The following is a 14042-nucleotide window of genomic DNA, read 5'->3' on the forward strand; positions in this document are numbered from 1 at the left end:
ACAAACCCGGTACACAACGCCCCGTCACCACCGTGCGCCCGCCGCCCGGAGATCACTCCCCGCGCGCGGAGGGCGGATGCGGCAGCCGGTCGGCGGCGACCACTCCTTCGAGGTAGCCACGGGCCCGCTCGGTGCGCGGATAGGCGTCCAGGAGCCGCCAGAAGCGGGGCCCGTGTCCGGGTACCAGCAGATGGGCCAGCTCATGGAGGAGGACGTAGTCGACGACGTACTCGGGCATGCCCTGCAACCGGTGCGACAGCCGGATGCTGCCCTCGGCCGGGGTGCACGAGCCCCAGCGCGTGTTCTGGTTGGTGACCCAGCGCACCGAGGTGGGCCGGGCCCGGCCGTCGAAGTACTGGGCCGAAAGCTGCTCGGCGCGCTCGGCCAGCTCGCTGTCGCCGGGCACCCGTTTGTGTTTGCTCTCCTGGGCGGCCAGTTTGTCGAGCATGACAGTCACCCAGCGCTGTTCCTCGGCCTCGGACATCCGGGCCGGGATGAGCACGACGGTGCGATCGCCCTCGCGGTACGCGGAGACCGTCCGGCGTCGCCGGGCACTCCTGCGAACCTCGATCACGCTCGCCCCCGAGCCGCTTGGCGGCTGGCTCGTCGTACTGCGCTGTGGGTTTCCGGCGCGGTGCAGTGGGTCGGCGGGCACGGCACGACGTTACCCGCTGCACATGGGGGAAGTCTTGACTCCGGGACGGTTCGGCGTCGATCCCCCACCATGCGTTTGATTTGTACGACGAATACCCACCGCCTGTGGACAACTTTCGACGCCCGATGAGCAAACCCGGCATGCTGACTCTCGTCGACGGAACGAGCACCGACATCCGCCGACAAACAGGGACTTTCAACGGGGACTTTCTCTGGCTACGGGGGCCTGCCATGCGATCAACCACCACACCCGCGCCTGCGTCGGACACACCGGACACGTCTGTCGCGCCGCCGGACACGACCCACTCGGGTGAGACCCGCCCGCGCGTCACCCATCCGATGATGAAACCCGCGCTGCGGCGTGGCTGGCGGGATCTGAACACGGTCCAGTTCGGGATGACACCCGCACACGCGATGACCCTCGGTCCGATGGACACGGCGACGGGCAGCTTCCTGAACATGCTCGACGGCACGCGCGGACTGTCCCGCCTCCACGAGGAAGGGCATCGCATGGACCTGCCGGTCCATCATGTCGACGGACTGGTGGAGCGACTGGGCGAGGCCGGCCTCCTCGACGACGCGACGGGCGGCGGCCCGGCCGTCGAAACGCTGCGCGGCAAGAAGAAGGTCCTGGAGCGGCTGAGCCCCGATCTTGCCTCCCTCTCCCTGGTCGCACCGGCACCGGGCGAGGCGATGGCACGGCTGGCCGCCCGCCGGTCACTGCGCGTGCAGGTCCGGGGCGCGGGCAGGGTGGGCGCGGTGGTGGCGTCACTGCTGGCGGGTGCGGGGGTGGGTCACGTCGATGTGCGCGACGGCGGCGTGGTCGAGCCGTGGGACGTCGCACCGGGTGGCCTGCCCGCCGAGTCCGTCGGCGAACGCCGGGACGAGTCCGCCCGGCGCGCTGTCCGACGGGCGGCCCCGGACCGCGCACCACGGCGTACGGAGGTCCAGTCGCCGCCCGGCGAGAGCGACCCCGGTTTCTCCCTGGTGATCCTCGCCCCGCGCGACGACCTCGCCGTGCACGCGCCCGACCCGGCCGCCGCCGAACCACTCGTGACCTCCGGCACACCGCATCTGTACGCCGGTGTCGTGGAGGGAACCGGTGTCGTGGGCCCGCTGGTACTGCCCGGGGAGACGGCCTGCGCCGGCTGTATGGACCGCTGGCGCGTCGACCGGGACGCCGTCTGGCCACGACTGGTCGCGCAGTGGCGTTCCGCACGACCACGCCAGGTCAGGGCCTGCGACCTGCCCCTGGCGACGACGGTCGCGGGGCTGACCGCGAGCCATGCGCTGGCCTTCCTGGACGGCAGGACCCCGTCCACTGCGGGTGCCCGCTGGGAGGTCTCCCTCCCGGGGCTCGACTGGCACGCCCGCCCGGTCTGGGCGCACCCCGCATGTCCCTGCGGTGCCGAGGAGAAAAGTAAGAAGGGGCAACGCACCTCCGAGGACGGGGAGTCGCACGAGACAATGGCTGAGCAACGGCCGTCGACCGGGTTACGCCGTAAGGCACACACGACGCGGCCGTCCGGAACTTGGAGGGCGCATGTCTGATCTTCCCCGGAAGGCGGTCACCCGTACCGCCAAGCTCGCCGCGCTCCCGCTCGGTATCGCCGGGCGGGCGACCTGGGGACTGGGCAAACGGATCGTCGGTGAGTCGGCGGACATCGTCGGCCGCGAGTTGCAGCAGCGCACGGCGGAACAGCTGTTCAAGGTCCTCGGCGAGCTGAAGGGCGGCGCGATGAAGTTCGGGCAGGCCCTGTCCGTCTTCGAGTCGGCCCTGCCCGAGGAGGTCGCGGGCCCTTATCGCGCGGCGCTGACGAAGCTTCAGGAAGCGGCTCCACCGATGCCTACGCGCACGGTGCACTCGGTTCTGGAGAAGCGGCTCGGCGCGGACTGGCAGGAACTGTTCCTGGAGTTCGAGGAGAAGCCGTCCGCCGCGGCCTCGATCGGCCAGGTGCACCGGGGGGTGTGGCACGACGGACGCGAGGTCGCGGTCAAGGTGCAGTATCCGGGCGCCGGCGAGGCACTGCTCTCCGACCTGAACCAACTGAGCCGCTTCGCCCGCCTGTTGGGCCCACTCATCCCCGGGATGGACATCAAGCCGCTCATCGCCGAACTCCGGGACCGCGTCTCCGAGGAACTCGACTACGGCCTGGAGGCCCAGGCCCAGCGGGCCCACGCGGCGGAGTTCACGGACGATCCGGACGTCGTGGTACCGGACGTCGTCCATCAGTGCGAGCAGATCCTGGTGACGGAGTGGATCGACGGCATACCGCTGTCGGAGGTGATCACCGACGGCACCCGGGAGCAGCGGGACCGCGCAGGCCAGCTGCTGGCCCGGTTCCTGTTCTCGGGCCCCGCCCGCACCGGCCTCCTGCACGCCGATCCCCACCCCGGCAACTTCCGTCTGCTGCCCGGCGGCCCGGCCGGCAAGGACGACTGGCGTCTGGGTGTGCTGGACTTCGGCACCGTCGACCGGCTCCCGGGCGGTCTGCCCCCGACGATCGGCGACTCACTGCGGCTGACCCTGGACGGCCAGGCCGAGGCGGTCTACGAGACCCTCTGCGCGGAAGGCTTCGTCAAGGACTCCATCGACCTGGACCCCGACGCCGTGCTCGACTACCTCCTGCCGATCATCGAACCGGCGCAGGCGGACGAGTTCACCTTCACCCGAGGCTGGATGCGCAACCAGGCGGCTCGCATAGCCGACCCGCGCTCCCCCGCACACCAACTGGGCAAGCGCCTCAACCTGCCCCCGTCGTATCTGCTGATCCACCGGGTGACCTTGAGCACCATCGGTGTCCTGTGCCAGTTGGGGGCGACGGTCCGCATGCGCGCGGAACTGGAGGAGTGGCTGCCGGGTTTCCTGCCGGAGGACGAGGAGGAGGCGTCGGCTGCCGGAGTCTGAGCCGGTTCACCACCAGGCCGAGTCCAGCCGTCCCTCGATCGCTCTGAGGTTCTGCCGGGCGCATGTGTCGCAGAGGTAGTGACGCGTGCCGTTCTCCACCGAGCAGGTCCAGGTCAGCGGCGGGCCCTCGGCCTGCGTGCCGCAGTGGGCGCACACGACGGTGTGGGGTTCCGTGGAGGAACCGCTGTCGTCACCGCCACCGGGGAGGTCGTTGCTGCTTGGAACACTCGTCACCAGCCGACGATATCGCTGTGACCGGTGGTCCGGCGGGCACAACGCACTGCGGGGGCCGGTCCGTTCGGACGGACCGGCCCCCGCGGGAAGGGACTGCTGTTACTGCCGAATCGCCGTGGTCGTTACTGCATGACCGCCATGGCAAGCGCACGGCGGGCACGCAGCGAGGCGCGCTCGGCTCGGCGCTGGAGCCGACGGGCGGTCACCACGCGGTGCGCGCGGCGTTCCCGCTCGGCCTCCTGAAGGCGGTCGTGCATATGCGCACGAGCCAGGGCTTCTGGGATGAGTTGCATCTCTCGGGTCCTGTTCTGGCGCGAGTCGTTCGCACCGGTGGTGGTGAAGTCCGGGGTCGCGGAGCCGACTGGCTCGCTGGTGGTCGGCGTCATCGGGGCCTGCTTCTTGGGGTCGTGCGTGAAGGGGCGGTCGATCGTTCCTGTGATGTTCATGCCGTGACCGGGTTCTTGCGCGGACGGCCACGCGGCCGCTTGCGGGCCACGACGACACCCTGGACGAACAGTTCGCCGCCCCAGACACCCCACGGCTCACGCCGCTCCTTGGCGCCGGCGAGGCAGGCCTCCATCAGCGGGCAGGTGCGGCAGAGCGACTTGGCGTACTCGACATCGGCCGGCGACTCGGCGAAGAAGACCTCCGGGTCGTAGGAACGGCAGGGGACGGGTACGCCGAGGTTCTCGATGGCGTCGTCGAGCGCGGTGAGCGCAGTGAGCGGGATCAAGGTGGAGTCCTCCGTGAGGCCGGGCGGGGGGATCGTTTCGGAAGGCGGTACTGACGGGGCGTGCGCTTCGAGTTGCACGGTTCGTCTTCCTCGTCTGTTCGTCCCGGCCCTGTTGGGCCGGTGTGGCTGGTACCGGCGGGTTTTCTCTTGTCCCGAGGCCCCTTCACTCCGTCGTCCCCGTTCGGGGAAAACAGAAGGGCCGCGGATCCCGGATGGGGTTCCGCGGCCCTGAAGGCGCCGGCCTGATCACTCAGGCTGGATCACTCCAGGGTTCTGGCCCACGGAAGGCCCACATCGTGTGGTGCTGCGTCGTCTGCTTCAGGGATCCGGCACCGGCCGCGAAGGCATAGACCGGGGCCTGTGCCTTTACTGCTCCTGCTTCCAGTGCCTTGATCGGTCGCTCATTGCGCTCGCGGACAGGGAGACCCGCGAGAGACAGGGAGGACGCCGGCCGGACGGCAGGAATGCCGGACAGACCGGTGCCCAGGTTCGAGACGCCGAGCATGCACAGGGAGACGGCCGAGAGATCGGTCATTTTGACCTCGCTGACAGAGCTGGTGTAGATGCTGATCACTGGACTCGCCTCCTCTCGGCGTCTTGGGGGACTGGGGTGAACCAGTCCAACGGATATACGACTATGAAGTACAGCACGGATCCAGGTCTTCTGAGAAGACTCCGTGCCCGTGGCTAAGAACCTATGGGGATTGCCGGGGCATGCGCAAACTATTTTTCCGACGAGTTTGAATCAGTCACTCCCGCCCTCACCCTCAACTCCCTGACCAGCGCAGATGGCCAGGACATCGGCTCCGTACCGGTTGAGCTTGCGCACCCCGACGCCGGGGATGCGGGCCAACTCCCCTGCTTCGTCCGGGACGGTCTCCGCGATCGCCATCAGGGTCCGGTCGGTGAAGACGCAGAAGGCGGGCTGCCCACTGCGCGCCGCCTGGTCCGCCCGCCACTCGCGCAGCCGCTCGTAGAGGCCCTCGTCCATGTCGGAGGGGCACTCGTCGCAGCGCATCAGTTTCATCTCGCCCGCGTCGGTCAGCGTGCGCCCACAGACCCGGCAGCGGGCCGGTGTTCTCTGGGTCCGGCGCGGGGCCACGCCGGGGCTGCCGCCGAAGCCGCGCTCGATGCCGCCTGGGCCGGCCGTGCCCGTCCGGTGGGCGGTGGTGACGGAGCCGGGGCGCAGGCCGTCGAGGAAGCGGCTGGGGCGGCGGTTCGGGCGGCCTCCGGGGGCGCGGGAGAGCGCCCAGGAGACATGGAGGCGTTCTCGCGCACGGGTCACACCGACATAGAGGAGACGGCGCTCCTCCTCGATCTGCTCGTCCGTCTTCGCGTAGGAGATCGGCATCATGCCCTCGGCGACTCCGACGACGAAGACGACGTCCCATTCCAAGCCCTTGGCCGAGTGGAGGGAGGCGAGGGTGACGCCCTGCACGGTCGGGGCGTGCTGGGCGTTCGCCCGCTCGTCGAGTTCGGCGACGAGGTCGGCGAGCGTGGCGCCCGATTTCGCGGCCGTGAAGTCCTGTGCGAGGTGCGCCAGTGCGGCCAGCGACTCCCAGCGCTCTCTCACGGCCCCGGAGCCCGCGGGCGGCTCGCTCGTCCAGCCCTCTCCCGACAACACGGCACGCACTTGTGAGGGCAGGTCGACGACATCGTCCAGGAGGGAGTCGTTGCCTCCGAAGCGGGCGGCGGCACGCAGCGCGCTGATGGCCTTGCGCACCTCGGGTCTGTCGAAGAACCGTTCGGCGCCGCGCAGTTGGTAGGGGACTCCGGCATCAGCGAGGGCCTGCTCGTACGTCTCGGACTGGGAGTTCGTCCGGAACAGGATGGCGATCTCGCCCGCCGGGACGCCGGCGGCGACAAGGTCGCGGATGCGGCGGGCGGCGCCTTCGGCCTCGGCAGGCTCGTCGGCGTACTCGGTGTAGCCGGGCTCGGGTCCCGGGTCGCGCTGGGAGATCAGTTCCAGGCGGTGTTCCGCGGCACGGCCTCGGGCCTGGGCGAGCAGGCCGTTGGCGAGGTGGACGACCTGGGGGGTGGAGCGGTAGTCGCGGACCAGCTTGACGACGGTGGCACCGGGGTGGCGGACGCGGAAGTCGAGCAGATGGTCCGGAGTTGCTCCCGTGAACGAGTAGATGGTCTGGCTGGCGTCGCCGACCACGCACAGGTTGTCCCTCTCCCCGAGCCACAGTTCCAGCAGCCGCTGCTGGAGCGGGCTGACGTCCTGGTACTCGTCCACCACGAAGTGCTGGTACTGGGAGCGGACCTGTTCGGCGATGTCGCGCCGGTCCTGGAGGACGGCGACGGTGAGCAGCAGGACGTCCTCGAAGTCGATGACGGAGCGGTCCCGCTTGAGGTCCTCGTAGGTGGCGTAGATCTGGGCGATCTCGGCCGGGTCGCGGGGGGCGACGCGGCCGGACTTGGCGACGGAGGGCGCGTAGTCGGCGGGGACGGTCTGGGTGACCTTGGACCACTCGATCTCGGCGGTGACGTCCCGCAGTTCGCCCCGGTCGAGGCGGATACGGCAGGCGGCCGCGGCATCGGCGACGAGCTGGATCTTGCGGTCGACGAGGCGGGGCATGGAACCGCCGACGGCCTTCGGCCAGAAGTACTGGAGCTGGCGCAGCGCGGCCGAGTGGAAGGTACGCGCCTGGACTCCGCCTGCGCCGAGCTGCCGCAGGCGCCCGCGCATCTCACCGGCCGCCCGGGCGGTGAAGGTGACGGCGAGCACGCTGGAGGGCTGGAGGATCCCGGCGCGGACGCCGTAGGCGATGCGGTGGGTGATCGCCCGTGTCTTTCCCGTGCCGGCGCCTGCCAGCACGCACACCGGACCGTGCAGGGCGGTGGCCACTTCGCGCTGCTCGGGATCGAGTCCGTCGAGCACCGCGTCGGCCGAGTCCGGAACCTGCGGGAAGAGGGTGGAGTGCGTTGCTGCTGTCACACGGCCATGCTGCCAGGTCGCCGGAGACAGGTGAGCCGGTTGTCCACAGGCACCCCCTTGCAGTCGTACTAATGTGGCAGGCGTGTCCCTCTCGGAAACCCCCGGATACTCCCGGATACCCCCCTCGGGAATGGCGGACGGGTCGCGTACGTTCCACCACAGCGAGCACCCGTCCCCCGAACTGCTGAGGAGCGCGAGAGACATGCCGGGCACTGTGACGATGTACAGCACCACGTGGTGCGGCTACTGCCGTCGGCTGAAGAGCCAGATGGACCGCGAGGGCATCGCGTACAACGAGATCAACATCGAGCAGGACCCGGACTCCGCGGCGTTCGTGGAGAAGGCGAACGGCGGCAATCAGACGGTTCCCACGGTGCTGATCGTGCCTTCCAACGACGGCCCCGAGGTCGTGATGACGAACCCGAGCCTCGCGCAGGTGAAGCAGGCCCTCGGCGCCTGACCCGCGTGTCCCCGACCCCCGACCGGCCCGGCGGCCGCGCGGGGGTCTTCTCATGGGTCAGAGCGCGCTGCCCGGCTTCGGCAGTGGCTTGCCGTACCAGAGTTCGATCAGGCGGGCCGCGATCGAGATGCCGTACGGCGGGAGGACCTCGCCGGACTCGAAGCCGGCGCGCAGCTCCTCGCGGGAGAACCAGCGTGCCTCGTGGATCTCGTCGCCGTCGACCTCGATGTCGGTGGAGGCAGCGCGGGCCATGAAGCCGAGCATGAGGCTGGACGGGAACGGCCAGGGCTGGCTGGCGACGTACTCGACGTGGCCGACGAGGATGCCGGCCTCCTCGAACACCTCGCGGCGCACCGACTGTTCGATGGACTCGCCGGGCTCGACGAATCCGGCGAGCGTCGAGAAGCGGCCCTCGGGCCAGTGGACCTGGCGGCCGAGGAGGATACGGTCCTCCTCGTCGGTGACGGCCATGATCACCGCCGGGTCGGTGCGCGGGTAGTGCTCGGCGCCGCAGGCCGGGCAGCGGCGGATGTGGCCGGCGGCGGCGATGACGGTGCGCTCGCCGCAGCGGGAGCAGAAACGGTGCAGCCGCTGCCAGTTCTCCAGGGCGACGGCGTGGACCATCAGCCCCGCGTCCCGGGGCGAGAGGAGCAGGCCGGCCTCGCGCAGACCGGCGGGGCGCGCCGACTGGTCCATGCGGCCGGGCAGGGCGTCCTTCTGGAGGGCGAAGTAGCTGGTGCCTTCCTCGTCCTTGCCGAGGAAGTAGCGGTGCGCCTCGGTGAGGGGGGCTTCGAAGGAGGGGGTCATGACGAGTTCGGTACGTCCTTCGGACGTCTCGTCGATGAGGACCTGGCCGCCGGAGACCACGAAGCAGCGGGTGGTGGGGTGGCTCCACGCCGCGGCGAGCCAGGCCTCGTCGAGCCGGTGGTGCGCGGCCCGGTCGATGCCGCTGGGGGCGGTGAGCGAGATCGGACGGTCGGCGGTGTGGTCGGTCCAGGTGGTCACAGGTGCTTCCAACTCCCCCGGTGGAACGGATATTTCGGCGGGCGGTTCGGCGGGATGCGGGTGGGGACGCGTGGGGGGCGGTGGTTTTCGAGCGGGCTCGGGCGGGTGCGGGGCAGTGCTCCCAGTGTGCCCCGGGACGGCTGCCGACTCCGACCGCGCGGGGTCGTCAGGACTCATGGCGCCAGTTCCCTGCGAGGTCGCCCCAGAGGTGGGCGGTGGTCTCGACGCCCTTGAGGAGCAGGTCGATCTCCACCTTCTCGTTCGGGGCGTGCCAGCCGTCGGAGGGGACGGAGATGCCCAGGAAGAGCACGGGGGCACCGAGGACGTCCTGGAGGTCGGCGGCCGGGCCGCTGCCGCCCTCGCGCGTGTAGCGGACCGGTTTGCCGAAGGCGCGGCTCATGGCGCGTACGACGGACTGCAGGGCGGGGTGGTCCAGCGGGGTCAGGCACGGGCGCGTGGCCGCCGCGAACGTGATCTCGTACCGGATCCCGTCGGGAACCCGGGCCGCGGTCCAGTCGCGGACGATCTTCTCGATGTGGTCGGGGTCCTGGCCTGCGACGAGCCGGAAGGAGAGCTTCACCATGGCCGAGGCCGGGACGATGGTCTTGCTGCCGGGGCCCTGGTAGCCGCCGCCGATGCCGTTGACCTCGGCGGTGGGGCGGGTCCAGACGCGCTCCAGGGTGGTGTGTCCGGCTTCGCCGTGGGTGGCGTACGACTTGGCGGTGCGCAGCCACTCCTTCTCGTCGAAGGGGAGTTCGGCGAGGAGTTCGCGCTCGCGGTCGCCGAGTTCGGTGACGCCGTCGTAGAAACCGGGGATCGTAACGCGCGCGTGCTCGTCGTGCAGTGCGGCGACGAGGCGGGCGACGGCGGTCGCCGGGTTGGGCACGGCGCCGCCGAAGGAGCCGGAGTGGATGTCCTGGTCGGGTCCGTGGAGCTGGATCTCGCACTCGGCGAGGCCGCGCATGCCGGTGCACACCGTGGGGGTGTCCTCGGCCCACATGCCGGTGTCGGAGACGATCACGGCGTCGGCGGTGAGCCGGTCGGCGTGCTCCTCGACGAGGTCACGGAAGTGGATGGAGCCCGACTCCTCCTCGCCCTCGACGAGCATCTTCAGGTGGACGGCGGGTGCGGTGCGGCCGGTGACGGCGAGGTGGGCGCGGACGCCGAGTGTGTGGAAGAACACCTGGCCCTTGTCGTCGGCGGCCCCGCGCGCGTGGAGGCGGTTTCCCCGGACGACCGGTTCGAAGGGGTCGCTGTCCCAGCCGTCCTCGCGGGCGGCGGGCTGCACGTCGTGGTGGCCGTAGACGAGGACCGTGGGGGCGGCGGGGTCGTCGGCGGGCCACTCGGCGAAGACCGCCGGGGCACCGGGGGTCGCCCAGACCTCGACGGTCGGGAAGCCGGTTTCCCGGAGTTTGGCGGCGAGCCAGTCGGCGCTGCGGCGTACATCGGCGGCGTGGTCGGGCTGGGCCGACACGGACGGGATGCGCAGCCACTCGGCGAGGTCGTCGAGGAAGGCCGCGCGGTGCTGCTCGATGTACGTACGGACGGCGCTGACGTCACTGTCAACGGGATGGCTCATGGTCAAGAGCCTATCGGCCCGCACTGACATCCTCGTCCGGTACTTCGAACGCGGCCGGCTCCTCCAGGAGCAGCCGCTCCAGCGCGGCCCGGTCCGGGAGATCGGGCCGTACGATCTCGCCGCTGCGCACGTACAGGAAGGCGGCCCCGACGGCCTCCGGCGGCACGCCCTGCTGTTCGGCCCAGGCCAGGCGGTAGACGGCGAGCTGGAGGGGGTCGGCGGTGGGGGCGCGGTGGGTCTTCCAGTCGACGATCTCGTACGTCGCCTCGTCGCCGTCGCCTTCCTTGTAGACGGCGTCGATCCGGCCCCTTACGACGCGTCCGGCGATGGCGAGGTGGAAGGGGGCCTCGACCCGGTAGGGCGTGCGGTGTGCGTACGGGGTGTGCTCGAAGGCGTCCTTGAGGTTCTCCAGGTCGCGTTCGTCGGCGATCTCGGCGTCGCTGCCGGGCAGTTCCTCGGGTTCCAGCATGGGGAGCTGCAGTTCCTCGAAGCGGGACTCGACCCAGGCGTGGAAGCGGGTGCCCCGGCGGGCGGCGGGCCGTGGCGGGCGTGGCATGGGGCGGGCCAGCTCCTGCGCGAGGGCGTCCGGGTCGGCGGCCAGGAGCATCAGCTGGGTAGCGGTCAGCGACGGGGGCAGGGGTACGTCGGTGACGCTCTCCCGCGCGCGGAGCAGTTCCCCGGTGAGTGCGTCGAGGTCGCGGTCCCAGGAGGCGACGGCGCGGGCCTCCTCGGGGGTGAGATCCGCTTCGGCGGGGTGTCGGCGGGCGTGGGGCACGGTGGGCACGCGCGCGTGGGAGGGCGTTCGTGTGGGCGGTTCGGGGCGGTCCGTGGACAAGGCGTCCCAGTCTGCGTCGTCGTCCTCCGGGAGCGAGGCATCGTCCAGCGGGCCGTCGTCAAGTGGTTCGTCGTCCTCGTACGGAATCTCGTCGTCGTCGGGCGGCGGGGGCCAGTCCGGGTCTTCGTACATGTCCGGGTCCGGCGCGGCCGCAGGGTGGCCGTCCTCGTGGGAGGCGAGGGTCTCCAGGTGGGCGAGGACCGTCTCGGCAGCGGCCCTGCGGTGGCGGAACGCGGCGTCGTCCAGCGGGAGGGGCCAGAGCTGGTCGGCGCTCGTAGCGTGCAGGGCGGGGTTCTCCTCGCCCTCCTCCGGTTCGTCCGCCCAGGCCTCGATCTCGCCGTGTCCGGCCACGCAGTGGTCGTGGAGGGCCTGGAGGAAGTCGGAGGGGCCGCGGGGCTTCTTCTGGGAGGGGCCCCACCAGTGGCCGGAGCCGAGCAGGAGGGAGCGGGGGCGGGTGAAGGTGACGTAGCCGAGGCGGAGTTCCTCGGTGTGCTGGTGGTCCTTCATCGCCTCCTGGAAAGCCTTCATGCCCCTGGCGTCCCAGGCCTCGATGTCGGGCAGTGTGTCGGTGTCGCCGCGCAGCTCGTGCGGCAGGACCTTGGCCTGGGAGGTCCACTTCTCGCGGCCCTGGGCGCTGGGAAAGGTGCCGGTGACCAGGCCGGGGACGGCCACGACGTCCCACTCCAGCCCCTTGGACTTGTGGGCGGTGAGCACCTTGACGGTGTTCTCGCCGCCGGGCAGGGCGTTGTCGAGACCCTTCTCGTACTGCGCCGCCGTGCGCAGGAAGCCGAGGAAGGCGAGCAGGCTCGCCTCGCTCTCGTGGGCGGCGAACGAGGCGGCGACGTCGAGGAAGTTGGAGAGCGTCTCGCGACGGCGGGCGGCCAGCGCGTGCGGGGACGCCGACAGCTCCACCTCCAGGCCGGTGACGGCGAGCACGCGGTGCAGTACGTCCATCAGCGGGTCGGCGAGTGAGCGGCGCAGGTCGCGCAGTTCGACGGCGAGCCGGGCGAAGCGCACGCGCGCGTCCGGCGAGAAAGGCAGCCCGTCGTCGTCGCCCTCTCCTCTGAGGGACGTCTCCAGGAAGGTGTCGAGGGCGTCCGCGAGCGATATCACCTCGGAGGGGTCGACCCCCTCGACGGCCTCGGCGAGCCGGCGGTCCGGGTCGTCGGTGTCACCCACGCGCGCGTGGGACACGAGAAAGCGGGCCCGGCGGCCCAGGAGGGCGAGGTCGCGCGGGCCGATGCGCCAGCGCGGGCCGGTCAGCAGCCGGACCAGGGAGGCGTTGGCCCCGGGGTCCTGAAGGACCTCGCAGACGGACACCAGGTCGGCGACCTCGGGCAGGTGCAGCAGCCCGGAGAGCCCGACGACCTCGACGGGGATGTCCCGGGCGACGAGCGCGCCCTGGATCTCGGCGAAGTCGGTGGCGGTGCGGCACAGGACGGCGATCTCGCCGGGTGCCTTGCCGGTGTTCACGAGGTGGGCGATGGAGTCGGCGAGCCACTCGATCTCCTCGGCGTGGGTGCGCAGCAACGCGCAGCGCACCTGGCCGTCGCGTTCTGCGCCGGGTGCGGGGCGGAGGGCCTCCACGCCCGCGTGCATGGCGCGCAGGGGCTCGGCGAGGCCGTTGGCGAGGTCGAGGAGACGTCCTCCGCTGCGGCGGTTCTCGCTGAGGGACTGGCGGGCCGCCGAGCCGCCGTCGGCGTGGGCGAAGTGCTCGGGGAAGTCGTCGAGGTTGGCGACGGAGGCGCCGCGCCAGCCGTAGATGGCCTGGCAGGGGTCGCCGACCGCGGTCACCGGGTGGCCGGTGCCGCCGCCGAACAGGCCTGCCAGGAGGACGCGTTGGGCCACCGAGGTGTCCTGGTACTCGTCGAGGAGGACCACCCGGAACTCCTCGCGCAGGACGCGGCCCACTTCGGGGATCCGGGCGAGCGTCGCGGAGTGGGCGATCTGGTCGCCGAAGTCGAGGAGGTCGCGCTCGCGCTTGGCGGCCCGGTAGCGGGTCACCAGCTCGGTGAGTTCCCGGCGGGCGGCGGCCGTCTCGGGGACCTTGCGCAGGTCCGCGTTGGTGAGTTTGGCACCTTCCAGGGCCAGCAGCAGCTCGGCGTCGTACGCGCGCAGTTCCTCGGGGCGGACGAGGTGTTCGGCGAGTTCGGCGTCGAGGGTCAGGAGGTCGCTGACGAGGTCCGGGAAGGAGCGGGTGAGTGCCGGGTACGGACCGGGGGCCTCGCGCAGTACGCGCGCGGCGAGCTGGAAGCGGGTGGCGTCGGCGAGCAGGCGGGCCGTGGGTTCGAGCCCGATGCGCAGGCCGTGGTCGGTCAGCAGGCGGCCGGCGAAGGCGTGGTAGGTCGAGATGACCGGTTCGCCCGGCGGGTTGTCGGGGTCGATGACGTCCGGGTCGGTGACGCCCGCCTTGACGAGTGCCTTGCGGACGCGTTCGGCGAGTTCACCGGCGGCCTTGTTGGTGAAGGTGAGGCCGAGTACCTGTTCGGGGGCGACCTGGCCGGTGCCGACGAGCCACACCACGCGTGCCGCCATCACCGTCGTCTTGCCCGACCCCGCTCCGGCCACGATCACCTGCGGGGCGGGCGGCGCGATGATGCAGGCCGTCTGCTCCGGGGTGAACGGGATACCGAGGAGCTCCTTGAGCTGCTCGGGGTCGCTGATACTGGCTGGCACGTGAGAGAGGCTAGCGG

12 protein-coding genes are annotated in these 14042 nt (G+C 71.0%); 3 read left to right on the forward strand and 9 right to left on the reverse strand.

Annotated features, from left to right (window positions below; all coding sequences use genetic code 11):
- Positions 1-52 precede the first annotated feature (52 nt).
- A complete protein-coding gene (locus tag OG787_RS15115; protein ID WP_405535487.1) occupies positions 53-655 on the reverse strand; it encodes a M48 family metallopeptidase in 603 nt (200 codons plus the stop codon).
- A gap of 338 nt (positions 656-993) precedes the next feature.
- On the opposite strand from OG787_RS15115, the gene OG787_RS15120 reads away from it, so the two are divergent.
- Both OG787_RS15120 and OG787_RS15125 read left to right on the forward strand, forming a co-directional pair.
- Positions 994-2205, forward strand: coding sequence for a TOMM precursor leader peptide-binding protein (locus tag OG787_RS15120; RefSeq protein WP_405540490.1), 1212 nt, complete (start codon positions 994-996; stop codon positions 2203-2205).
- Positions 2198-3562: an ABC1 kinase family protein gene (locus OG787_RS15125; RefSeq protein WP_369036321.1), complete on the forward strand. Its 1365-nt coding sequence runs from the start codon at positions 2198-2200 to the stop codon at positions 3560-3562. Before OG787_RS15120 ends, OG787_RS15125 begins: the two co-directional genes overlap by 8 nt.
- A 6-nt stretch (positions 3563-3568) precedes the next feature.
- Here OG787_RS15125 and OG787_RS15130 read toward each other — a convergent pair whose 3' ends face one another.
- From OG787_RS15130 to OG787_RS15150, 5 genes are all read right to left on the reverse strand, one after another.
- A complete protein-coding gene (locus tag OG787_RS15130; protein ID WP_369036322.1) occupies positions 3569-3796 on the reverse strand; it encodes a hypothetical protein in 228 nt (75 codons plus the stop codon).
- A gap of 122 nt (positions 3797-3918) precedes the next feature.
- Entirely contained in the window at positions 3919-4242 is a 324-nt protein-coding gene (locus OG787_RS15135) for a hypothetical protein (protein ID WP_164409200.1), read from the reverse strand.
- On the reverse strand, positions 4239-4607 hold the full coding sequence (locus OG787_RS15140; protein WP_020119791.1) for a WhiB family transcriptional regulator: 369 nt from the start codon (positions 4605-4607) through the stop codon (positions 4239-4241). Before OG787_RS15140 ends, OG787_RS15135 begins: the two co-directional genes overlap by 4 nt.
- Positions 4608-4779: 172 nt before the next feature.
- Entirely contained in the window at positions 4780-5103 is a 324-nt protein-coding gene (locus OG787_RS15145; protein WP_369036323.1) for a hypothetical protein, read from the reverse strand.
- Between the two features lie 171 nt (positions 5104-5274).
- Positions 5275-7470, reverse strand: a complete 2196-nt coding sequence (locus tag OG787_RS15150; RefSeq protein ID WP_405535488.1) for an ATP-dependent DNA helicase UvrD2 — start codon at positions 7468-7470, stop codon at positions 5275-5277.
- A 202-nt stretch (positions 7471-7672) separates the two neighbouring features.
- Between OG787_RS15150 and OG787_RS15155 the strand changes: the two genes are divergently transcribed.
- Positions 7673-7930, forward strand: a complete 258-nt coding sequence (locus OG787_RS15155; protein WP_369036325.1) for a glutaredoxin family protein — start codon at positions 7673-7675, stop codon at positions 7928-7930.
- Between the two features lie 57 nt (positions 7931-7987).
- On the opposite strand, the gene nudC is transcribed toward OG787_RS15155, so the two are convergent.
- From nudC to OG787_RS15170, 3 genes are all read right to left on the reverse strand, one after another.
- Positions 7988-8935, reverse strand: coding sequence for an NAD(+) diphosphatase (nudC, locus tag OG787_RS15160; protein WP_369036326.1), 948 nt, complete (start codon positions 8933-8935; stop codon positions 7988-7990).
- 166 nt (positions 8936-9101) lie between these two features.
- Positions 9102-10514: a dipeptidase gene (locus OG787_RS15165; protein WP_405535489.1), complete on the reverse strand. Its 1413-nt coding sequence runs from the start codon at positions 10512-10514 to the stop codon at positions 9102-9104.
- A 10-nt stretch (positions 10515-10524) separates the two neighbouring features.
- Entirely contained in the window at positions 10525-14025 is a 3501-nt protein-coding gene (locus OG787_RS15170) for an ATP-dependent DNA helicase (RefSeq protein ID WP_405535490.1), read from the reverse strand.
- Positions 14026-14042: the final 17 nt, after the last annotated feature.

This window comes from Streptomyces sp. NBC_00075 (assembly GCF_045041225.1).
In the GTDB taxonomy this organism is placed as follows: domain Bacteria; phylum Actinomycetota; class Actinomycetes; order Streptomycetales; family Streptomycetaceae; genus Streptomyces; species Streptomyces adonidis.

Coding starts and splice junctions, on each gene's coding strand:
- OG787_RS15120 (WP_405540490.1), top strand. CDS start 994: ATGATGAAACCCGCGCTGCGGCGTGGCTGGCGGGATCTGAACACGGTC.
- OG787_RS15125 (WP_369036321.1), top strand. CDS start 2,198: ATGTCTGATCTTCCCCGGAAGGCGGTCACCCGTACCGCCAAGCTCGCC.
- OG787_RS15135 (WP_164409200.1), bottom strand. CDS start 4,242: ATGAACATCACAGGAACGATCGACCGCCCCTTCACGCACGACCCCAAG.
- OG787_RS15155 (WP_369036325.1), top strand. CDS start 7,673: ATGCCGGGCACTGTGACGATGTACAGCACCACGTGGTGCGGCTACTGC.
- OG787_RS15165 (WP_405535489.1), bottom strand. CDS start 10,514: ATGAGCCATCCCGTTGACAGTGACGTCAGCGCCGTCCGTACGTACATC.